The following is a 22,350-nucleotide window of genomic DNA, read 5'->3' on the forward strand; positions in this document are numbered from 1 at the left end:
ATTGAAGGAGCATCGCATGCGCCCTACCCTCACTCATCTCGCCCTGCACGTGCCCGATCTGGACGCCTGCATTGCCTTCTACGAGCGATTCTGTGGAATGCACGTGTTTCATGAGCGCGCCGGCAAGGGATCGCGCATTGTCTGGATGGCCGAGCCAGGAAAAGAGCGTGAGTTCATCTTCGTTATCATGCCGGGCGGGCAGGACCGTGGACTGGCTGACAATGACTACAGCCATTTTGGCTTTGCCTTGTCCAGTCGCGCCGAGGTTGATGCAATTGCTGACAGGGCGCGGCAGGTTGGCTGTCTGATCTGGGAGCCCAGGGACGAACCTTACCCCGTTGGCTATTACTGCGGTGTTCGCGACCCGGCTGGCAACTATGTCGAGTTCAGCTACGGTCAGCCCCTTGGGCCCGGCGCTGAGGAAATGCCCGTTCCCTGAAACGCACAAAGCCACCCGGAGGTGGCTTCCTGCACAGCGCTAGTTTTTAGAACGCTTTACCTGTCAGGTAGAAGTTCTCGTAGCAGAAGTTGGTGGCCGCGATATAGCCCTCGGCACTGCCGCAGTCGAAGCGCTGACCCTTGAACTTGTACGCCAGCACGCAACCGTCCTGAGCCTGGCGCATCAGAGCGTCGGTGATCTGGATCTCGCCGCCTTTGCCTGGCTCGGTCTGTTCAATCAGGTCGAAGATATCCGGCGTCAGGATGTAGCGACCAATAATCGCCAGGTTGGACGGTGCATCCTCCGGCTTGGGCTTCTCGACCATGTGGCTGACACGGAAGATGTCGTCACGGATCATCTCGCCGGCGATCACGCCATACTTGCTGGTCTCTTCCGGCGGCACTTCCTGGATTGCAACTATCGAGCAACGGAACTGGTTGTACAGCTTGACCATCTGCGCCAGTACCGGATCACCGTGGAGGTTGATACACAGGTCATCGGCCAGGACGACAGCGAAGGGCTCGTCGCCGATCAGTGGACGGCCACTGAGGATCGCATGACCCAAACCCTTCATCTCGACCTGGCGGGTATACGAGAAGCTGCATTCATCGATGAGTTTGCGGATGCCGACCAAGTATTTTTCTTTGTCGGTGTTACGGATCTGATGTTCGAGCTCGTAGCTGATGTCGAAGTGGTCTTCCAGGGAGCGCTTGCCGCGACCGGTAACGATCGAAATTTGGCTCAGCCCAGCAGCCAGTGCCTCTTCAACCCCGTATTGAATCAGGGGCTTGTTCACTACCGGCAACATCTCCTTGGGCATGGCCTTGGTCGCAGGAAGGAAGCGCGTGCCATATCCGGCCGCAGGAAAAAGGCATTTCTTGATCATGTGATTCCTTGAAAAGATGAGTCCAATTGATGCACTGCGCCTGGATCGGTCAGCAGCCATAACCTGCATGTCCCGCCAACGGCGACTGACTAGAGGCTACGACCGCCGAATCGCTTCGGGGTTCGAATACGGCTGGGCTAATTTCTCCGTCCCCATAATCCGGACGGATGGTCATTGACACGGCCTCGGCATAGCGTGAACCGGCTCGCCGAAATTGCCAAGAGGCTTAGGGAAAAAGTTTGCCGTTGCGGCCTTCCAGCGCTCCGAGAGGACAATTGCGTGCTGAATGGACTGGTGCTGCCGACTGTTCGAACGCTCGCCCCGCGATGAGATAAGCGGCATAAGTCGCCCTTTGGCTTCTCGTTATTTCTTGATCTAAATCAACAAACCTTGAGTTTGATTTCCTTTCATCGCGAGCCATGGCTCAACGCTATTGAACAGCGACTACGATGTCGCCGGCTTTGCTGATAGCACTTTGCCTGCAGCCGGGTGGCGTCGAGAAACCTTGTAAAGAGAAGGGATGTCCGGCCGATAAGTCAGGCAGATAGAGCGGCCAAGCCCTGAACCGGACGCCCGCTGTGGTCCGCCGCGTCCTCGTGAAGGTTTCGTTTTCGTGTAGCAGCAGTACCTAAGGAACAGGATGAACAGTACCTCTCCAGCTCGGCAAATGTCCGTTCAAACCAAAATCAACCTGGCCCTGTTGGTGGTGTTCGCCCTGGTCTTGGCAGCCTCCCTGTTCTATTCGGCGGGTTCAGAGAAGCAGCTGATACTGCATGTCGTCGAACAGCAGACCAAGGATACGGCTGACTCCTATTTCGACAGTATCAATACCATGATGCTGACCGGCACCATGGGCCAGCGAGAAGTGCTGCGTAACAAGATTCTTGCCCGGCCGGGAGTGATCGACGCACGCATCATCCGCGGCGAGCCAGTGGCCAAGGTTTTCGGCCCCGGATTCGAGCATCAGGCCCCCAAGGACGAGCTGGACAAACGTGCGCTTGCTGGCGACGCCACCGTGGAAGTGAGCGAGGGCCTGAATGGCCGTGTACTGACGGTGATCAATCCGATCCACGCGCAACAGGATTACCGCGGCACCAATTGCCTGACCTGCCACCAGGTCCCACAGGACACCGTGATGGGCGCGGTCCGTATCAGCTACGACCTGTCCGCACTGGACGGCGAGGTGCATCGCAACATTCTGACTTCAGCCGTGATCCAGGCGCTGTTGCTACTGGCGGGTATGGTCGTCATGGGCTACATCATTCGCCGGGTGATCATCAGCCGTATCAACGACATGCGTCACACCATGGAGGCGATGACAGAGGACGAGGACCTCAGCCGTACTGTGGCTGTCCACGCCCAGGATGAAGTCGGCGCCATGGGCACTGCGTTCAACCGCATGATCTTCAAATTCCGCAGCAGTCTGGAAGCGGTGGCCGCCGTGACCCACCAGCTGGGTGAGGTATCGAATCGAGTGTCGAGCGTTGCAGAAAAGACCCAGACCGCAGTCATGGAGCAGCGTAGTGAAACCGACATGGTCGCCTCGGCCATGAATGAAATGAGCGCGACCGTTCAGGAAGTGGCTCGGCATGCTAACGAGACAGCATCGGCCTCGAGCGGCGCCGATGATGAATCGCGCGTCGGCGTCAACCTCGCAACCGAGGCACTGGACGGCATCGAGGTGTTGATTCAGGACATCGAAAAAGCGGCGCATGTGATCAAACAGGTCGAAACTGACAGTGTCAGCATTGGCATGGTGCTGAACGTCATCAACGGTATTGCCGAGCAGACCAACCTTCTTGCACTGAATGCTGCCATCGAGGCTGCTCGCGCCGGAGAGCAGGGTCGCGGCTTCGCTGTGGTGGCCGATGAGGTGCGCACCCTGGCCTCGCGCACGCAGAAGTCGACCGAAGAAATCCAGCGCACTATCGAGCAACTGCAAACAGGAGTCCGTAATGCCGTACAGGCGATGGAAGGCGCCCAGGTTCGCGCACAAACCGGTTCGGACTGCGTAGCCAAGACCGCTCAGAGCCTCACCGTGATCGCGGGCGAAGTGAATACCATCAACGGCATGAACACCCAGATTGCCACGGCGGCCGAAGAGCAGAGCGCGGTTGCCGAAGAAATCAACCGCAACATCACCACTATCAGTACGATTGCTGACACTACCTTGGCCGATGCGTCTCAAACCTCACAGATCAGTGAAGAACTGGTGCAGCTGGCGGCCGAGCTGAATCGTCTGGTTAGCCAGTTCCGGCTGTAATCACGAATGGCAGCTGCCGCGCATGCGGCAGCTTGGCCTACTATTTATGTGACGACCGCTCGGCGTCCACGCGTCCAGCCTGACCGGTTCTTGATCTGGGACAGGCCCAGTCCGCCTGGGGAAACGCGATAATTCGCGCCAAGATGTCGCAGGCTGCCGACCGCCCTGCCCGGCCCAGCCACTCACAATCATGCAATCAAGGTGAAACCCTACATGGACCAAACGCCGAGCTTTAACCGCGCCCTGGTCGAGAAATATGACCGTCCCGGTCCTCGCTATACCTCCTACCCCACTGCCCCGCAGTTTCATCAGGCCTTTGCCATAGATGATTACCGCAGCGCTGCGCAGGAAACCAACGAGGCCCCGACGCTCAAGCCGCTGTCGGTGTACATCCATATCCCGTTCTGCAAAAGCCTTTGCTACTACTGCGCCTGCAACAAGATCATTACTCACAAGACCGATCGCGCCGTCGAGTACCTCGATTACCTCAAGCGCGAGATCAGGATGCAGGCCGCGCTCTTCGACCGCTCGCGCAAGCTGACTCAACTACACCTCGGCGGCGGCACACCAACCTATCTCACCAGTGACCAACTGGCTGATCTCATGGCGACGCTGCACGACGCGTTCAACATGGACGGCAGTGATAATCACGAGTTTTCGCTGGAAGTCGATCCACGTACCGTGACCCCGGCTCAGATCCATCAGCTACGCGAGCTTGGCTTTAATCGCTTGAGCTTTGGCGTACAGGATTTCGACGAGCAAGTGCAGATAGCGGTCAATCGCATTCAGACTGAAGAGCAGACCCGAGAACTGGTTCAGGCTGCGCGTGACGCCCGATTCAAGTCGATCAGCGTCGATCTCATCTACGGCCTGCCGCTGCAGACCGTTGAAAGCTTCGGTGTGACGTTGGACAAGATCATCGACATCCGCCCGGATCGAATTGCGGCTTACAGTTATGCGCATCTGCCGGATCTGGTTCGGGCGCAAAAGCTGATTCGTCCGGAAGACATGCCGCCACCCGAGCGAAAGCTCGAACTGCTGGAGCTGACCATCCAGCGGCTCACTGAGGCGGGCTACGTCTATATCGGCATGGATCACTTCTCACTGCCTGACGACGAACTGACCCTCGCGCGTGCCAATGGCACGCTCCAGCGTAACTTTCAGGGCTACTCGACCCATGCTGATTGTGACCTGATCGGCCTCGGTATCTCATCCATCGGTAAAGTCGGCAACAGTTACAGCCAGAACGTAAAGGAGTTATCTCAGTATTACGCTCGGCTCAACGACGGTATGTTGCCGGTGCACCGCGGCTATCAGCTCAGCGAGGACGATCGCTTGCGTCGCGACGTGATCGTTTCATTGATGTGCCATGGCCGCATCGATTACGCCGAAATCGAACAGCGCTACGGCATCGACTTCCAGGATTATTTCGCCGACTCGCTGGCCAAGCTGGACGAACATGTCGCCGACGGGCTGGTGGAAATCAATGACGATGCCCTGGTTCTGTTGCCTCAGGGGCAGTTGATGTTGCGCAACGTCGCCATGGCGTTCGACGCCTATCTGGGCGGCGAGCAACGGGGCCGTTTTTCCCGCACGGTCTGATCCTCATTGCGCTCAACCCACCCGGCCAAGGCTCGGGTGGGTTGAGCGCCAAGCCTTACTCTATAGCTCTCCAAGCCCCGCCGGTGCAGAGGTCGTCGCCACTGATCGTCCAGGCATTGCCAAAACCATTGATAACTGTATAAATACACAGCCTTGTGGGCGCCATGCCCATGCTCGACCGAACCGGACGTTCGATGCGCCAGGCGCTGGAAAACCCCTTCTATTACCTCGACAACTTTCGCCAAGTGCTCGCCTGGGTTGGTGAGCGCCACGGTGATCTGCTGCACGATCACGAGCGCGCCTTTCTCGACCATTTTCATCAGGTTCCGCAGGCTGCGCAGGCATTGCTGGTGCGCATGGTCATGCGCAAAGGCACGTTGTTTCGCGCAAGCAAGCTGCGCTACGCGGAGATTGGTTGCCCAATGCAGGCATCCGTTGCGCTTATCGAACACGGCTGGGTCGAGATCAACCCGACGCTGGATTTGGCCCAGCTGTTTGGTCTGCTGAAAAAAAACGAGCTGCTTCGCGTCTGTGGCGGTGCGGCAAATAGCGGCCGGCGCAAGAGCGATTTACTCCAGGCCATGCTGGACGGAGCTCCCCAGCCAAAGCCGTTTGCCAGCTGGTGTGAGGGGCTTGAGGACGCTGCGTTCGCACTGACGATTGGCGATCTGGGCGACCGCTTGCGGCTGATGTTCTTCGGCAACATCCATCAAGACTGGTCCGAGTTCGTGCTCGCCGATCTAGGCATTTTTCGCTACGAGCAGGTTGCGTTCTCCCCGGCTTCCCGCGCCTTCCATGCGCGCGCTGATGTGGATGCCTACCTGCACCTGCATCACTGTCGTGAACGCTTCGAGGCAGGAGAAGCGGTAGAAGCGGTGCTATCCGATATCCCGTCGACGCCGTACGCCAATGAATGGCTGGAAAATCGCCGCGGCAAACTGATACTGAGCATCGCCAGGCAATGCGAGCGCAACGGTGATCTGCCCTTGGCGCTGCGCCTGCATGCAGCCAACTGCTATCCCGGCGCACGCGAGCGTGCAATCCGGGTGTTGGAGCGTTGCGACCAGCCAGAGGCCGCCATGCAGCTGGCCCTGATGGCGCAGGCCAAGCCTGAAAGTGAGCATGAAGCCCAGCAACTGCAGCGCATTCTCCCGCGCCTGCTACGCGCGCTGGGCAAGCCGGCCGCGCGTCAGGTGCGCGCGGCGCAGCCAGAACGCATAGACCTGAGCCTGCCCAGGCCCGACGGCATGAGCGTCGAACAGGCCGTACGCGCGCACCTCGGTCGCAGCGATGCGCCGGTTTACTACGTTGAAAACGCGCTGATCAATTCGCTGCTTGGTCTGCTCTGTTGGGACGCTATTTTCGCGCCTTTGCCTGGCGCGTTCTTTCACCCGTTTCACGCCGGCCCGGCTGATCTGACGCGCCCTGATTTCCATGCTCGTCGTGCTGGCTTGTTCGACGAGTGTCTGAGCAAGCTCGGCACTGACGAATACCGTGTCTGCATTCGTCGCACGTTTCGAGAGAAGTTTGGCCTGCAGTCGCATTTCGTCAGCTGGGGGCTGTTCGACGAGGCATTGCTGGAGCTGGCACTCGCCTGTATCCCAGCCGAGCATCTGCGCGCATTTTTTCAGCGCATCCTTGAGGATGTGCCCAACCATCGCAGCGGCTTGCCGGACCTCATCCAGCTGTGGCCCGGCGAGCAGCGTTATCGAATGATCGAAGTGAAGGGCCCTGGCGACCGCTTGCAGGACAATCAGAAGCGCTGGATCGAATTTGCGCTGAGGCAGCAGATTCCGCTCGCGGTTTGCTACGTGCAGTGGTCGGAGGCTGCGCCTTGAGTTATCGCGTCGCGGTGCGAGCCCTGTGCGAGTTCACCGCCAAGCAGGGTGACCTGGATCTGCGCTTCACGCCCTCGCCTACCGCGCTGGAAGGTATCGCCGGTCACGCCACAGTCACCGCGCGGCGTGGCGATGGGTACGAACGGGAGGTCACGCTTGAAGGCACCTACCGCAATCTATGCGTGCGCGGCCGCGCCGATGGCTACGACCCAACGAAGAATCAGCTGGAAGAAATCAAAACCTACCGAGGTGACCTTGCCCGGCAACCGGACAACCACCGCCACCTGCACTGGGCGCAAGCCAAGGTTTATGGTTGGTTGCTCTGCCAGATGCGCTCGCTGCAGTCACTGGATATCGCACTGGTGTATTTCGATGTGGTCAGCCAGAAGGAAACCCTGCTGATCGAAACCTGCAGCGCTGAAGATCTGCAGGCGTTTTTCGAAACCCAGTGTCAACGCTTCATTGTCTGGGCAGAACAGGAGCTGGTCCATCGAGCCGAGCGTGACCAGGCATTACGACTTCTGACATTCCCCTACGGTGAGTTTCGTAGCGGCCAGCGACAGCTCGCCGAAGCGGTGTACAAGGCCGCCTGCACCGGTACCCACCTGATGGCGCAGGCGCCAACCGGTATTGGCAAGACGCTCGCAACCCTGTTTCCGCAACTGAAAGCAGTTCCCGGTCAGCAGCTCGACAAGCTGTTTTTTCTCACCGCGAAAACCTCCGGTCGGCAGTTGGCACTGGACGCACTTGCCAGCCTGAAGGCCTCGTCGCCGTTGCGCGTGCTGGAACTGATCGCACGGGACAAAGCCTGCGAGCATCCGGACAAAGCCTGTCACGGCGAATCATGCCCGCTTGCGCGTGGCTTTTACGACCGCCTTCCCGCTGCGCGCGCCGAGGCCATAAGACGACCGTTTCTCGATCAGTCGACGCTGCGCGAGGTGGCCTTGGCCCATCAGGTCTGCCCCTATTACCTCAGTCAGGAAATGGCTCGCTGGGCCGATGTGGTCGTTGGCGACTACAACTATTACTTCGATCTGAGCGCCCTGCTCTACAGTCTGACGCTGGTCAATCAGTGGCGCATCGGGTTGCTGGTGGACGAGGCCCACAACCTGCTGGAACGCGCCAGGGCGATGTACAGCGCCGAGTTGGACATTCGCAGTTTCAAAGGCTTACGGAAGATACTTCCGGCAGCACTTAAGAGGCCAGTCGAGCGTGTGCTGCGCTGCTGGGGTGATGTGCACCGTCTGCAAACCCTCAGCTATCAGGTCCAGCCGGAATTGCCACACAAGCTTCTTGGCGCGCTGCAACAGGCGGTCAGCGCAATCACCGAGCATCTCGCGGAAAACCCCACAGGTCTCGATCCGGCGCTGCAGTCGGTGTACTTCGATGCGATGCATTTCTGCCGGCTCGCTGAGCTGTTCGGAGATCACTCGCTGTTCGACTGCACGCTGCTCCCGACACGGAGCGAGGCACGCGTGTCTGTGCTCTGTCTACGCAACGTGCTGCCTGCGCCGTTGCTGAAGCCGCGCCTACTCGAAGCGCGCTCATGCGTGCTGTTTTCAGCCACCCTCAGCCCGCAGCGTTTCTACGCCGACACGCTCGGCCTGCCGCTCAACCACGTATGGCTCGATGTGGACTCTCCGTTCCAGTCCGAACAGTTGCAGGTGCGTCTGGCTCGGCACATTTCGACCCGCTATCACGACCGTTACGCTTCACTTCAGCCGATTGTCGATTTGCTCGTCGAGCAATTTCGAGAGCGTCCTGGAAACTACCTGGCGTTCTTCAGCAGCTTTGACTACTTGCAGCAAGTGACCAACCTGCTCGCTGCGCAGCATCCGCAGCTGCCCTTTTGGGAGCAGACACGGAGCATGCATGAAGAGGCGCGCCATGCCTTTCTTGCACGTTTTACGGATGAAAGCTGCGGTATTGGCTTCGCCGTACTGGGTGGTGCTTTTTCCGAGGGTATCGACCTGCCGGGTCGGCGTCTGATCGGCGCTTTCGTCGCTACGTTGGGACTGCCACAGATCAACCCCGTCAATGAGCAAATGAAAGCGCGGATGGATCAGCTGTTCGGCGCGGGCTATGACTACACCTACCTCTACCCTGGGCTGCAAAAGGTTGTGCAGGCCGCCGGCCGAGTTATTCGCACCACCGAAGACGTCGGCGTTGTCCACTTGATCGACGACCGCTTCGCCAGGCAAGACATCAGACGACTCCTGCCCGTTTGGTGGGCTTCTGCCGAATAGGTAGAGTCGCTTCGAGGTCATCGTATCTCTCCCCCTCGACAAGCCAGTATTGACTGGCTGCTCTTCGAGGTCTAAAGCCTGCCAAATAGAGCATTAGACCAAAGTCTGAGCTCTCACAATTCTTTACAAATTGAATTGACAAGTAACACTCGGTAGCCATAATCCGATCTGTCGTACGACAACTGATATCAGGTCTTTTGCGCCGACAGCGTCGCTTTGAACAGCGGTCGCGCTTTATCCCGCCTCGTCTTTGACAACTGTCGCACTGGGCGGACTACTTAAAAAAGGGAGCACAACAACAATGACCCCACGCAATTCTTTGTCTGCCGCCGTCTTCGCAGGCACTCTGTCGCTAGCGCTCGGCATCCCTGCCGCCGCCTACGCTGCGGACGGTTTTGTCGAAGGCAGCAAGGTCACGCTCAACGCTCGTAACTTCTACATCAACCGTAATTTCGTAGACCCGGCCTACAACGGCGGCCAGAACAAGGCTGAGGAGTGGACCCAGAGTTTCATTCTCAATGCTCAGTCCGGCTACACACCTGGCCCGATAGGTTTTGGCGTTGATGTGCTGGCCGGTTTGGCAGTCAAGCTCGACGGCGGTGCCGGCACCTACGGAACCGGCCTGCTCCCGACTCACGGCACTGGTGCTGATCGCCACCCAGCGGATGACTTCGGTCGGATAGCCGTGGCTGCCAAAGCCAAAATGTCGGAAACCGAACTGCGTGTCGGTGAGTGGCAGGTTGTTGTGCCCGTGCTCCGTGCGGATGACGGCCGCTCGCTGCCACAAACCTTCCAAGGTGGCATGATCTCGTCGAGAGAGATCAGCAACCTGTCACTGTTCGGTGGTCAGATGCGCCAGAACAGCACCCGTGACGATGCCAGCATGGAAGATATGTCGTACAAGGACGGACTGAACGGCATTACTGCCACTTCAGACCGCTTCAATTTCATCGGTGGTGAATACACCTTCAATGAAAAGACCAAGGTTGGCCTGTGGCATGCCCGTCTCGAGGACATTTACCAGCAGAGCTATGCGCAGGTGCTACATGTCCAGCCGCTGGGTGAAAATCTGGCCCTAACCGCGAACCTGGGCTACTTCACCGGCAAGGATGAGGGCAGCGCCCTGGCTGGCGATCTGGACAACAAGACCTATTCCGGTCTGTTTGGCCTGCAAGCCGGTGCCAACACCTTCTACATCGGTTTGCAAAAAGTCAGCGGCAATCAATGGATGCGCGTTAACGGTACCGGCGGTGCATCGGTAGCTAACGACAGCTTCAACTCCGCCTATGACGCGGCCGATGAGCGCTCCTGGCAAATCCGCCACGACTACAACTTCGCTGGCGTCGGTATCCCTGGCCTGGTCCTGATGAACCGCTATATCAGCGGCGACAACATCACCACGGCAAGCGGTGACGAAGGCTCGGAATGGGGTCGCGAATCCGAGCTGGCCTACACCGTACAAAGCGGCGCTTTGAAGAACCTGAACATCAAGTGGCGTAACTCCAGCATGCGTCGTGACAGCTCGTTCAGCCGTAACGAGTTTGACGAGAACCGTCTGATCTTCAACTACCCGATCTCGATCTTGTAAGCGTCACCACCACGCTGGACGCAACACTCCTCGCTCCTGTTGCGGAAACTTTAGCCCGTCCTAGTGACGGGCTTTTTTTTGCCACTGTAGGGATTAGCAGAGCGAGAAAGCCCATCCCATGCACTGAAACCTCTCAATCAGCCGGGCACTATTGACTTGAGTGCCTATACTGTGCATATCCGCTGACGAATGCCGAGTTGTGGGGTGCTGTGAGGCATCGACTATCGCCAGAAGGTCGTAGTCTCCCCTTCACAGCCGTGGGCAGGCCTTGTGCGTGCCTTCCGGCATACTCAACGGTGATCGTTATGAATCAGCTTTCAAACACCGCGACAGACGCATTTCACGCGGCCTTTGCGGGCACGCTCGTTTTTCCCGAAGATCCCCAATACAACGAAGTGCGCCAGATCTGGAACGGCATGATCGACCGCCGTCCTTCGCTGATTGCCCGCTGCGGTTCAGCTGACGACGTTGTTCGGTCTTTGGACTTCGTTCGCCAACACGACCTGCCTTTCTCTATCCGCGGCGGCGGACACAATATTGCTGGGAATGCAGTCTGTGACGGCGGCCTGATGATCGATCTCTCGCTTATGAAAGACGTCAGTATCGATCCGGAACAACGTCGAGGCTATGTCGAGCCGGGCTGCACGCTGGCTGACTTCGATGCGGCTGCGCAAGCACACGGCCTGGCCACGCCTCTGGGCATAAACTCCACCACGGGCGTGGCCGGGCTGACCCTAGGCGGCGGCTTTGGTTGGCTCAGCCGAAAGTACGGCATGACCGTAGACAGTCTGCTGGGGGCGGATGTAATAGTCGCCGATGGCCGTCAGCTGCACGCCAGTGAGTCGGAAAACCCGGATCTGTTCTGGGGGCTTCGCGGCGGCGGCGGGAATTTCGGCATCGTCACCCGTTTCGAATTTCGGCTGCACCCGGTAGGGCCTGACGTGTTGTGCGGCCTCATCGTCTTTCCGTTTGAACAGGCGAAATCCGTTATCACCCAGTTCGCTCGTTTCACCGAAAGGATGCCGGATGAGCTCAACGTCTGGATGGTTGCCCGCAAGGCGCCGCCGTTGCCGTTCCTGGCCGAAGAGGTCCACGGCAAAGAAATCGTTGTGCTGGCCGTTTGTTACGCAGGCGACCCCGATGAGGGCATGAAACATGTGGAGGCACTGAGGCAGTTCGGTTCCGCCTACGGCGAGCACATCGGCGTGCAGCCGTATGTCGATTGGCAGCAGGTCTTCGATCCGCTATTGACGCCGGGCTCCCGAAACTACTGGAAATCTCACAATTTCTCAGAGCTCGAGGAGGGGTTGATCGATACCGTCATCGAATACGCCAATGCACTGCCCTCACCGCAATGCGAGATATTCGTCGCTACGATAGGTGGCGAAACAGGACGAACCAAGCCTGACGCCATGGCTTACTCGAGTCGTGACGCCAACTATGTAATGAATGTGCATGTCCGCTGGGAAACGGCGGATGAGGATGCTCGTTGCATTGCCTGGGCGCGGGAGTTTTTTGACCGTACGCAGTCGTTTGCCAGTGGTGGCGCTTACGTGAACTTCCTGACCAGTGATGAAGCTGAGCGCACCGCCTTCGCTTATGGCACGAGCTACCAGCGACTGGTGGATCTGAAAAGGAAGTTCGACCCGACAAATCTCTTCCGCATCAACCAAAACATCAGCCCGGCATGACCGAACGCGAGCGCTCTTGAATGGGCGCTCGCACCTCTCGGCCCCCCTGCGACTTTGAGCTATCAACACCTGGGTGAGACGCTACTGGAGCGTACGAGCCATACGCTGAATCTGCAGTTTGCAACTGACCTGCATTGTTTCGCCTGGCTGCAGCACCTGTATTCCGTTTGCGTCCGGATCGTCCATGCAAAGGGCATTGTTGGCATGAGAAACCGGCTCGACCGCAAAAAATCCCATATCTGCCGGTGGCGTGAACACGACCAGATGATCGAGTGACTCGCTGGCGTGCATGGTCAGCGCTACCCCTTCGTTCGGCCAGCGGATGGTTACTGGCTTGGTGCGGCCTACGAAACAGTTGTCCAGGCTGGGTTGCTGAAGTGATTGCTCGGATGAAAAGTCCCATTCAGCAGGGATCGTCGCCTTCTTGAACGGCAGGTTTTGAGCGTCGTTCTGCCAGACACCCTGCGCTTCGAACTGCAGCTGGCACGCCTCATGGCGCAGGAAATACGGGTGCCAGCCAAGTCCAGCGGGCATCGAGCGGCTGTCGATGTTGCGCAACCGCAGTTGGAGTGCAACGCCGGTATCGTCGAGCTTGATCTCATGTTCTACCCTGAAAGCGAACGGCCAGTCACGCACACCATCCCCCTCCGGATGATGCGTAAATGTCAGGCGAAGAATGGTCGAGGTCTGCTCGGTCAGACTCCAGGCGCGCTTCCAGGCGACTCCATGAATCGGCAACGGGTGTTCGGCAGACAGGTTGCGCAACGGATAACGTGTTCCCTCATGCATGAACCCGCCATCGCCGACGCGATTGGAAAACGGTGCAAGGACAAAGCAACCGGTACGTCGAACGCTGTCGGAGCCGTCCCAAGGTCGTAGCAAATCGATGCCATCGACGCTCAATCGAGTGATTGCGCCGCCCAATGCTGGGCAAACCGACAGTCGCAGCGATTCGTGCTGAAGCTCGACCTCGGTCAGAGAGTGAAGGTCAGCCATGCGCCGTCTCCTATGAAAGCCGTATCGCTCGAGGATTTGAATTTGAATGGCGCCTAGCACCTGCGGGCTTGTGGCTCGCGGCGTTGGGCGCCCAGGGGATGTCACTCTGTAGTTATCTGACCGAGGCTTTTGGCCTGGGCCGCCGGCGACCGAGGCCGCCTACTCATCTGAAACGCACGGGTGTGTGTGCTCAGACAGCCGTCAGCACCTCGCCGCGCTCGAGAAACGCACGCAGGTTGGCGAACAGCAACTCTTCCATGGCCAGCCGGGTTTCCTCGGTGGCGCTGCCAATGTGCGGCAGCAGAACGACGTTGGGCAGATCAATCAGGGCTTGCGGCACCTTGGGTTCGTGGGCGTACACATCGAGACCCGCGCCGCCCAACCGTCCTTCCGTCAGCGCCTCGACCAGGGCGGGCTCGTCGACCACGGAGCCGCGCGAAACGTTGATCAAAATACCTTTCGAGCCAAGCGCATCGAGCACACTTCGATTGATCAAGTGGCGGGTACTCTCACCGCCGGGACAGGTCAGAACGAGAAAATCGCTCCACGTCGCCAACTCGACCAGGTCTGATTCGTAGCCATAGCCGCTGCCTTCGACCGGGCGGCGATTGTGGTAGCGCACCTCCATGTCGAAGCCGCTGGAGCGCTTGGCCACCGTTTCTCCGATTCGCCCGAGGCCGACAATGCCGAGTCGCTTCCCGCTCACTTGCGTCGCCAACGGCAAGCCGCCGGAGAGCCACTTGCCTGCACGTACGAAGCGGTCCGCGCGCGACATCTGTCTTGCGGTGGCGATAACCAATCCGAAGGCCAGATCCGCCACGCAATCGTTGAGCACGTCTGGAGTGTTGCTCACCGGGATGTCTCGCGCCCGTGCAGCGGCCACATCAATGGCGTCATAGCCGACGCCGAAACTGATGATCGCCCGCAGGTTGGGTAATTGTTCGATCAGCGCCGATGTGCAGCCGAATCGACCTGATGTCACCACGACGTCGATGCGTTGGGCGTGCTGGGCAACCAACGCATCGGCCCCCTCCTCCCAGAAACGCAGCACCTCATGCTCCGCAGCCAGGCCACGGTTGAAACGTTCAGTCAGCGGGCCGATCTGGAGTATGCAGGTCACGGGGTTACCTCGAATGGGTTGATAAATGGGTGATGAGCGTGCTCAGAGCACCTTGCCCGGGTTCATCAGGCCGTTGGGATCAAGTGTTGTCTTGATGGCGCGCATCAGTTCGAGTTCCAGCGGCTGCTTGTACAACCGCGCGGCGGCGCGCTTGGCCTGGCCCAATCCATGCTCCGCGCTGATGCTGCCCTGAAATCCGGCGGTGGCCTCGTAGATGACGTGCATGATCGCCTCTTGCTGCGCCTTGAAGCTCGCATCGTCAGAACCGACCGGCTTGCTGATGTTGTAGTGCAGATTTCCATCGCCAACATGCCCGTAGGCGACGATGCGCACGCCGGGAAACTGCTCAAGCAAGCGCTGATCGGTTGACTGGATGAACGCCGGAATGCAGCTCACCGGCACGCTGATGTCGTGCTTGAGGCTAGGGCCTTCGTGGTTCTGGGCTTCGGAAATACCTTCGCGCAGCGCCCACAGCGCCGCGACCTGCGCTTCGCTGCTGGCGACGACTGCGTCGCTCACCTGCCCATGCTCCAGGGCTTCGCCTATCCCGAGTTCAAGAAGGTCATTGAGCGGCGCGTCAGGTTGGGTATCGCTCAACTCGATCAGCACATACCAGGGGTGTGCCGCGACAAAGGGATCGCTGCAGCCGGCGACGTGACTGAGCACGAACTCAACACTCTGCCGCGACATCAACTCGAACCCCGTCAGCCGATCTCCACAAAGGCCTCGGATGATGCCGATCAATTGAACCGCCGCTTCCGTGCTGGGCAATGCGACCCAGGCGGTCGTCACGCTGCGCACGGCTGGATACAGCTTCAGCACCGCCGCAGTGATGACGCCAAGCGTGCCTTCCGAGCCGATGAACAGGTGTTTGAGGTCATAGCCTGTGTTGTCCTTGCGCAGGCCGCGCAAGCCATTCCAGATCTGACCGTCGGGGAGTACCACTTCCAGTCCCAGGGCAAGGTCACGCATGTTGCCGTAGCGCAGCACGGCAGTGCCGCCGGCGTTGGTGGCGAGGTTGCCGCCAATCGTGCAGCTGCCCTCCGCGCCGAGGGACAGGGGGAATAACCGCCCAGCGTCGGCGGCGGCCTGCTGGACCCTCTGCAGAATCACCCCCGCCTCGACCGTAATGGTCTCGTTCGCTGCATCGACTTCGCGGATACGGTTCATGCGCGTCAGGGATAGCACAACCTGTTTGCCGCTGGCGTCCGGGATCGAGCCGCCGCACAAGCCGGTATTGCCGCCCTGCGGCACCAATGCAACCTGGTACTGGTTGCAGAGCCGCACCACGGAGGCGACCTCTTCGGTGCTGGCCGGGCGAACTATCAGAGCAGCTTCGCCACGGTAAGCGTTGCGCCAGTCGCTCAGATAGCTGTGCATGCGCTCGGCATCACGAACGATGCCGAGCTCACCGACGACGCTTTCAACGGCGCGGATGAATTCGTCCGGCAGCTTGCTCATCTCGATCTCCGCAGTTGACCACTCGATGCAGCGCATCACGCGGATGCGCTTTCGCGCTGTGGTCAGGTGATGGGCGCTGGATTGAACAGCACGATGTCGTTGTGCAACCGGTGTTGTTCAGCCCAGGTCTTCTTGCGACCGCTGGCGACATCCAGGTAGTAGTGAAACAGCTCCCAGCCGAGCTCTTCGAGAGTGGCCCGGCCGCTGGCGATGCGTCCTGCGTCGATGTCGATCAGATCCGGCCAGCGTTCGGCCAGCTCGGTACGGGTCGCCACCTTGACTACCGGCGCCATGGCCAGGCCGTATGGCGTGCCGCGGCCGGTGGTGAACACGTGCAGGTTCATACCAGCTGCCAACTGGAGTGTGCCGCAAACAAAATCGCTGGCCGGCGTCGCGCAGAAGATCAGCCCCTTGCGATCAACCCGCTCGCCCGGACCGACCACGCCATTGATGGCGCCGCTGCCTGATTTGACGATCGAGCCTAGTGATTTCTCGACGATATTCGAGAGCCCACCTTTCTTGTTACCCGGCGTGGTGTTGGCGCTGCGGTCGGCGGCACCGCGCTCCAGGTACTGGTCGTACCAGTCCATCTCGGCGATCAGCGCGTCGGCGACTTCAGTCGACTCGGCACGTGCGGTGAGCATGAACACCGCGTCGCGCACCTCGGTGTTCTCGGAGAACATCACGGTGGCGCCGGCGCGAACCAGCAAGTCCGAGGCATAACCCAGCGCCGGATTGGCGGTGATGCCCGAAAAGGCATCGCTGCCGCCGCACTGCATGCCCAGCACCAGTTCGGACGCCGGCACCGTCTCGCGGCGGCGCTGATCGAGCTTCTTCAGCCGCGTTTCGGCCAGGGCCATGATCTGCTCGATCATTTCGCCGAAGCCGGTGTTGGATTCCTGCAGGCGATAGAGCCAGGGGTCGCGCAGATCCACCGAAGGATCGCCCTCGTGCATCACCTGCTCGGCTTGGAGCTTTTCGCAGCCGAGGCTGATCACCAGCGCCTCGCCGCCCAGGTTCGGGTTGCGCGCCAGGTTGCGCACGGTGCGGATCGGGATGTAGGCGTCGCGTGCGTTGATGGCCACCCCACAGCCGTAGCTGTGAGTCAGCGCGACCACGTCGTCGACGTTGGGGTATTTGGGCAGCAGCTCGTCACGGATGCGCTTGACTGCATGCTCCAGCACGCCGGTCACGCACTGCACGGTCGTGCTGATGCCGAGGATGTTGCGAGTGCCCACGGTGCCATCGGCGTTGCGATAGCCCTCAAAGGTGTAGCCCTCCAGCGGCTCGAGTTTGTCCGGCACGGCGTTTGCGCGCGGCAGGCTGTCGAGCGGCGGCGCGCTGGGCATCTTCAGCTGGGTTTCCTTGATCCAGGAGCCTTGGCGCAGTGGCTCGAGCGCGTAGCCAATGATCTGGCCATAACGGCGTACCGGCTCGCCTTGCGGGATATCGACCAGCGCGACCTTATGACTCTGCGGCACATTTTCGACCGTCACCAGGCCGTCCTCGAACCGGGCACCGGTCGGTACACCACCATCGTTGACCACTACGGCCACGTTGTCCGCCTCGTTGAGGCGAATGTAGCGTGGCGAATCCTGATGCTGAATCAATTCCACGGCGTCGTTCATCTCGGTCTCCGGTCAGGCCGGTTGTTGTTCTGGTCTGGTTGCGCAGCGCGGCAAGGTGGTTTCAGCCCACCAAGGTAGATGTTCAGGCTGCAAGCGGTGGGCTGAAGCCCACCCTACTCGCCTGCGCAGCCGCGCATTTCCCTTGGGCTGTCTGCTTTGCTCTAGCGCGGTTTCTCGCGTCGGTCTCAACGCACCAGACAAGGCTTCTTGTTGTTGAAGGTCCATTCCGGGATCAGGTACTGCATGGCAACGGCATCGTCCCGCGCGCCCAGGCCTTTTTCCAGATACAGCTCATGGGCCTTCTGTAAGGCATCTTCATCCAGTTCCACGCCCAGACCCGCCTTCGCCGGGACGGCCACCTTGCCGCCTACGATCCGCAGCGGTTCGCGGGTCAGGTACTGGTTGTCCTGCCAGATCCAGTGGGTATCGATCGCAGTGATCTTGCCCGGTGCGGCAGCCGCCACGTGGGTGAACATGGCCAACGAGATGTCGAAGTGGTTGTTCGAATGCGAGCCCCAGGTCAGTCCCCATTCGTGGCACATCTGCGCGACGCGCACCGAGCCGCTCATGGTCCAGAAATGCGGGTCCGCCAGCGGGATGTCCACGGAGTTCAGCTGAATGGTATGACCCATCTGCCGCCAGTCGGTGGCGATCATGTTGGTCGCGGTCGGCAGGCCGGTGGCACGGCGGAATTCGGCCATGACTTCACGGCCGGAATAGCCGTTTTCTGCACCACAGGGGTCTTCGGCATAGGCCAGCACACCGTGCAGGTCCTTGCACAGATCGATGGCTTCAGCCAGCGACCAGGCGCCGTTGGGGTCTAGGGTAATGCGGGCATCGGGGAAACGCTCGGCCAGTGCGCGGATCGCCTTGACCTCTTCGCTGCCCGGCAGCACGCCACCCTTGAGTTTGAAGTCCTTGAAGCCGTACCGCTCGTAGGCAGCTTCTGCCTGGCGCACGACGGTCTCGGGGGTCAGCGCTTCTTCGTTGCGCACGCGGAACCAGTTATCGCTGGCGTACGATTCGTCGCGGTAGCCAAGGTCGGTCTTGTTGCGGTCGGCAATGAAAAAGAGGTAACCGAGCATCTCGACTTCGTTGCGCTGCTGACCGTCACCGAGCAGTGCTGCAACCGGCACGCCGAGGTGCTGGCCGAGCAGGTCGAGCAGTGCCGACTCGATGGCGGTGATGGCGTGAATGGCGATACGCAGGTCGAACGTCTGCAAGCCCCGGCCCGCGACGTCGCGATCGGCGAATGCCTTGCGCGCCTGGTTCAGCAGACCGTTGAAATTGCCGACCGACTGGCCGATCAGAATCGCGCGAGCATCGTCCAGCGTTTTGCGGATGGCCTCGCCACCGGGGACTTCGCCGACACCCGTGTTGCCGGCGCTGTCCTTGAGAATGAGGATGTTGCGGGTGAAGTACGGACCATGGGCGCCACTCAGATTGAGCAGCATGCTGTCTTGTCCTGCGACCGGGACCACCTTGAGCTCAGTGATGACCGGAGCACCTTGATTCACAGAATCGTTCATATGTGTCTCTCTTTTGTTCTTATGGTCCACATTGCGGTGTAGCAATCTATTTGCCGCTGGCGCGGCCCGCCGAGTCATTGAGTGACTCGTACGGGTTGCGCCTTTGGGCGGCTCAGCTGATCAGCCGATGTAGGTAGTCTTCACCGTGGTGTAGAACTCCTGGGCGTAACGGCCCTGCTCGCGCGGGCCATAGGACGAGCCTTTGCGACCGCCGAACGGCACGTGGTAGTCGACGCCAGCGGTTGGCAGGTTGACCATCACCATCCCGGCCTGGGAGTGACGCTTGAAGTGATTGGCGTACTTCAACGACGTGGTGCAGATGCCCGCGGACAGGCCGAACTCTGTGTCGTTGGCCATCGCCAGCGCTTCGTCGTAATCCTTCACCTTCACCACGTTGGCGACCGGCCCGAAGATCTCTTCACGGCTGATACGCATGTCGGCGGTGCTGTCGACGAACAGGGTTGGCGCCAGGTAATAGCCCTCGGTGCCGCAGCTCACGCGCTCGCCGCCACAGGCCAGGCGTGCGCCTTCTTGCTTGCCGATTTCGATGTATTTCAGATCCTGGTCCAGCTGGGCCTGGGAAACCACCGGGCCTACGTCAACGCCCTGCTCCAGTGCCGAACCGACTTTGATCTTCTTGATGCGCTCGATCATGGCTTCGACAAAGCGGTCGTAGATGCCTTCGGTGACGATGATGCGGCTGGAGGCGGTGCAGCGCTGGCCGGTGGAATAGAACGCGCTCTGCGCGGCCAGTTCGACGGCAGTATTGAGGTCGGCATCGTCCAGAATGATTTGCGGGTTCTTGCCGCCCATTTCCAGCTGAACCTTGGCCTGACGACCCACGCAGGTCGCCGCAATGCCACGACCGACGCCCACCGAACCGGTAAAGCTGACGCCATCGACGCGCTTATCGTTGACGATGGCTTCGCCCACTTCGCGGCCCTTGCCCATCACCAGGTTGAACACGCCGGCCGGGAAGCCGGAGCGCGAGATGATGTCAGCGATGGCCCAGGCGCAGCCGGGAACCAGATCAGCCGGCTTGATGACAACACAGTTGCCGTAGGCCAGTGCCGGAGCGATCTTCCAGGCCGGGATGGCAATCGGGAAGTTCCACGGGGTGATCAGGCCGATCACGCCCAGCGGCTCGCGAGTGACTTCAACGCTGACGCCCGGACGAACCGATTGCAGCGTCTCGCCAGCCTGACGCAGGCATTCGCCAGCGAAGTACTTGAAGATGTTGCCGGCGCGGGTGACTTCACCGATGGCTTCCGGAAGGGTTTTGCCTTCTTCTCGGGCCAGCAGGTTGCCCAGCTCTTCGCGGCGGGCAAGGATTTCCAGCCCGACCTTTTCCAAGGCGTCAGCACGCGCCTGGATACCGGACGTGGACCACGCAGGGAAAGCCTTGCGTGCGGCGGCGATGGCCGCTTCGACTTGCGAGGCGTCCGCCTGGGCGTATTCGCCGATAACGTCCGACAGATCGGACGGGTTGATGTTGGCCTGGTAATTCTTGCCAGCTACCCATTGGCCATCGATGTAATTGTCATAACGTTTTGCGTCTGCCACGTAACGCTCTCCTTCGTGAGATCCGCCGCAGTGCCTGTCTCAATAAAGGCACCGCAGTGGTTGGGGCGAGTGATTGGTCTGACGTGCTCTTACTGAGCGCCCTGCTTCTCGATCAGCGCTGCAAGTGCTTCGTACTCGTCCGGGCGCAGGTCGGTCAGTGGTGCGCGGACGGGACCGGCGTCATACCCGGCGATCTTCGCGCCAGCTTTGACAATGCTGACTGCGTAACCCTTGCAACGGTTACGGATGTCGAGGTACGGCAGGAAGAAGTCGTCGATCAGCTTGCCGACGGTTTCGTCATCTTCACGCGCAATGGCGGCGTAGAAGTCCATGGCCAGCTTCGGTACGAAGTTGAAGACTGCCGATGAATAGACCGGCACGCCAAGGGCCTTGTAGGCAGCGGCGTAGACTTCTGCGGTCGGCAGACCACCAAGGTAGGTCAGGCGATCGCCCAGGCGACGGCGGATGGAAACCATCAGCTCGATATCACCGAGGCCATCCTTGTAACCGATGAGGTTCGGGCAGCGCTCGGCCAGTTGCTCGAGCAGCGGTGCGGTCAAGCGGCATACGTTGCGGTTATAGACCACGACACCGATGTTCACTGACTTGCACACTTCTTCCACGTGCAGTGCAACACCTTCCTGGCTGGCTTCGGTCAGGTAGTGCGGCAGCAGCAGCAGGCCCTTTGCACCAAGACGTTCAGCTTCCTGGGCGTACGCGATGGCCTGACGGGTTGGACCGCCTACACCGGCAAGAATCGGTACCTGACCGGCGCAGGTATCGACGGCGGTCTTGATGATGTCCGGATATTCCTGCGGGGTCAGCGAGAAGAACTCGCCCGTGCCGCCCGCGGCGAACAGTGCCGTTGCGCCGTAAGGAGCCAGCCATTCCAGACGCTTGATGTAGCCGGCACGGCTGAAGTCGCCTTGCTGGTCAAAGTCGGTGACCGGAAAAGACAGCAAACCAGAAGAGAGGATGGCCTTCAGTTCTTGTGGGTTCATTGTTCGAGCATCCTGTGAAACAAAGAGTAGATGATATAGGGCCTCAGCCTTGGAGATACGTTATCGTACAACATGTGGCTGCGCTACCTCTTTGTTGAAGATTTTCGTCGGCCTGCCCCTGCAGCTTCAGGTAGCGACGCTCACCCTGGACAGGCGAACAAGTGAAGCATAGATGCAGTATTCAAAAGCAATCTATGCCTTTGAAACAAAAAAATGACCGTCGGGTCATACGAGGCCCCGTTAGTTTGTTTCACCGATTTGACAAGGGCGAACCGCACTGATAAAAATCTCCACAAGTCATACGACAACGTATGACATTTAGAACAACCAGAGCTTGAAAGCCATGTATCAGCCTCCGATCTCTCGTCTTGAGCGCGCCCTGCCCTTCCTTGCTCAGCCCAGTCTGCTAGCTGGAACCACTACCTCAGTGGGTTTCGTTGGTTGCAGCATCGGTTCGGACCCTTGTCGCTCCGCACCTCGGGATATTCGGACGGCCTCG

Annotated in this window: 15 protein-coding genes; 7 read left to right on the forward strand and 8 right to left on the reverse strand. The window is 59.7% G+C overall.

Annotated features, from left to right (window positions below):
• Positions 1–16 precede the first annotated feature (16 nt).
• Positions 17–439, forward strand: coding sequence for a VOC family protein (locus ALTERO38_RS06495; RefSeq protein WP_159967717.1), 423 nt, complete (start codon positions 17–19; stop codon positions 437–439).
• Positions 440–485: 46 nt separating this feature from the next.
• Here the strand turns inward: ALTERO38_RS06495 and galU are convergent, their stop codons facing one another.
• Complete coding sequence (gene galU, locus ALTERO38_RS06500; protein WP_102835236.1) at positions 486–1,325, reverse strand: UTP--glucose-1-phosphate uridylyltransferase GalU; 840 nt, start codon at positions 1,323–1,325, stop codon at positions 486–488.
• 640 nt (positions 1,326–1,965) lie between these two features.
• Between galU and ALTERO38_RS06505 the strand changes: the two genes are divergently transcribed.
• The 6 genes from ALTERO38_RS06505 (at position 1,966) to ALTERO38_RS06530 (ending at position 12,553) form a co-directional block, all read left to right on the forward strand.
• Positions 1,966–3,588, forward strand: coding sequence for a methyl-accepting chemotaxis protein (locus ALTERO38_RS06505; protein WP_159967718.1), 1,623 nt, complete (start codon positions 1,966–1,968; stop codon positions 3,586–3,588).
• A 213-nt stretch (positions 3,589–3,801) separates the two neighbouring features.
• Complete coding sequence (gene hemN, locus ALTERO38_RS06510) at positions 3,802–5,190, forward strand: oxygen-independent coproporphyrinogen III oxidase (protein ID WP_159967719.1); 1,389 nt, start codon at positions 3,802–3,804, stop codon at positions 5,188–5,190.
• A 194-nt stretch (positions 5,191–5,384) separates the two neighbouring features.
• Entirely contained in the window at positions 5,385–7,028 is a 1,644-nt protein-coding gene (locus tag ALTERO38_RS06515) for a VRR-NUC domain-containing protein (RefSeq protein WP_159969646.1), read from the forward strand.
• Positions 7,025–9,274 (forward strand): ATP-dependent DNA helicase, encoded by a 2,250-nt coding sequence (locus ALTERO38_RS06520; protein WP_159967720.1) that lies wholly within the window; start codon positions 7,025–7,027, stop codon positions 9,272–9,274. The genes ALTERO38_RS06515 and ALTERO38_RS06520 overlap by 4 nt, the downstream gene beginning before the upstream one ends.
• Before the next feature lie 301 nt (positions 9,275–9,575).
• On the forward strand, positions 9,576–10,862 hold the full coding sequence (locus ALTERO38_RS06525) for an OprD family porin (protein ID WP_159967721.1): 1,287 nt from the start codon (positions 9,576–9,578) through the stop codon (positions 10,860–10,862).
• 305 nt (positions 10,863–11,167) lie between these two features.
• On the forward strand, positions 11,168–12,553 hold the full coding sequence (locus ALTERO38_RS06530; RefSeq protein ID WP_159967722.1) for an FAD-binding oxidoreductase: 1,386 nt from the start codon (positions 11,168–11,170) through the stop codon (positions 12,551–12,553).
• 81 nt (positions 12,554–12,634) lie between these two features.
• Here the strand turns inward: ALTERO38_RS06530 and ALTERO38_RS06535 are convergent, their stop codons facing one another.
• From ALTERO38_RS06535 to kdgD, 7 genes are all read right to left on the reverse strand, one after another.
• Positions 12,635–13,549: an aldose 1-epimerase gene (locus ALTERO38_RS06535; RefSeq protein WP_159967723.1), complete on the reverse strand. Its 915-nt coding sequence runs from the start codon at positions 13,547–13,549 to the stop codon at positions 12,635–12,637.
• 190 nt (positions 13,550–13,739) lie between these two features.
• Positions 13,740–14,669, reverse strand: coding sequence for a 2-hydroxyacid dehydrogenase (locus ALTERO38_RS06540; RefSeq protein WP_159967724.1), 930 nt, complete (start codon positions 14,667–14,669; stop codon positions 13,740–13,742).
• A 42-nt stretch (positions 14,670–14,711) separates the two neighbouring features.
• Positions 14,712–16,130 (reverse strand): FAD-binding oxidoreductase, encoded by a 1,419-nt coding sequence (locus ALTERO38_RS06545; protein ID WP_159967725.1) that lies wholly within the window; start codon positions 16,128–16,130, stop codon positions 14,712–14,714.
• 62 nt (positions 16,131–16,192) lie between these two features.
• The gene (gene garD / locus ALTERO38_RS06550) at positions 16,193–17,746 is read right to left on the reverse strand and encodes a galactarate dehydratase (protein WP_159969647.1); all 1,554 of its coding nucleotides are present in this window, start codon (positions 17,744–17,746) and stop codon (positions 16,193–16,195) included.
• Positions 17,747–17,943: 197 nt separating this feature from the next.
• Positions 17,944–19,287, reverse strand: coding sequence for a glucarate dehydratase (gene gudD, locus ALTERO38_RS06555; RefSeq protein ID WP_159967726.1), 1,344 nt, complete (start codon positions 19,285–19,287; stop codon positions 17,944–17,946).
• Between the two features lie 120 nt (positions 19,288–19,407).
• Positions 19,408–20,850, reverse strand: coding sequence for an aldehyde dehydrogenase family protein (locus ALTERO38_RS06560; RefSeq protein WP_159967727.1), 1,443 nt, complete (start codon positions 20,848–20,850; stop codon positions 19,408–19,410).
• A gap of 89 nt (positions 20,851–20,939) precedes the next feature.
• Positions 20,940–21,851, reverse strand: a complete 912-nt coding sequence (gene kdgD / locus ALTERO38_RS06565; RefSeq protein ID WP_102835225.1) for a 5-dehydro-4-deoxyglucarate dehydratase — start codon at positions 21,849–21,851, stop codon at positions 20,940–20,942.
• Positions 21,852–22,350 lie beyond the last annotated feature (499 nt).

The sequence above is a fragment of the Pseudomonas sp. 9Ag genome, assembly GCF_902506445.1.
Classification (GTDB): Bacteria; Pseudomonadota; Gammaproteobacteria; order Pseudomonadales; family Pseudomonadaceae; genus Stutzerimonas; species Stutzerimonas stutzeri_AB.

Coding starts and splice junctions, on each gene's coding strand:
- ALTERO38_RS06495 (WP_159967717.1), top strand. CDS start 17: ATGCGCCCTACCCTCACTCATCTCGCCCTGCACGTGCCCGATCTGGAC.
- galU (WP_102835236.1), bottom strand. CDS start 1,325: ATGATCAAGAAATGCCTTTTTCCTGCGGCCGGATATGGCACGCGCTTC.
- ALTERO38_RS06505 (WP_159967718.1), top strand. CDS start 1,966: ATGAACAGTACCTCTCCAGCTCGGCAAATGTCCGTTCAAACCAAAATC.
- hemN (WP_159967719.1), top strand. CDS start 3,802: ATGGACCAAACGCCGAGCTTTAACCGCGCCCTGGTCGAGAAATATGAC.
- ALTERO38_RS06515 (WP_159969646.1), top strand. CDS start 5,385: ATGCGCCAGGCGCTGGAAAACCCCTTCTATTACCTCGACAACTTTCGC.
- ALTERO38_RS06525 (WP_159967721.1), top strand. CDS start 9,576: ATGACCCCACGCAATTCTTTGTCTGCCGCCGTCTTCGCAGGCACTCTG.
- ALTERO38_RS06530 (WP_159967722.1), top strand. CDS start 11,168: ATGAATCAGCTTTCAAACACCGCGACAGACGCATTTCACGCGGCCTTT.
- ALTERO38_RS06535 (WP_159967723.1), bottom strand. CDS start 13,549: ATGGCTGACCTTCACTCTCTGACCGAGGTCGAGCTTCAGCACGAATCG.
- ALTERO38_RS06545 (WP_159967725.1), bottom strand. CDS start 16,130: ATGAGCAAGCTGCCGGACGAATTCATCCGCGCCGTTGAAAGCGTCGTC.
- gudD (WP_159967726.1), bottom strand. CDS start 19,287: ATGAACGATTCTGTGAATCAAGGTGCTCCGGTCATCACTGAGCTCAAG.
- kdgD (WP_102835225.1), bottom strand. CDS start 21,851: ATGAACCCACAAGAACTGAAGGCCATCCTCTCTTCTGGTTTGCTGTCT.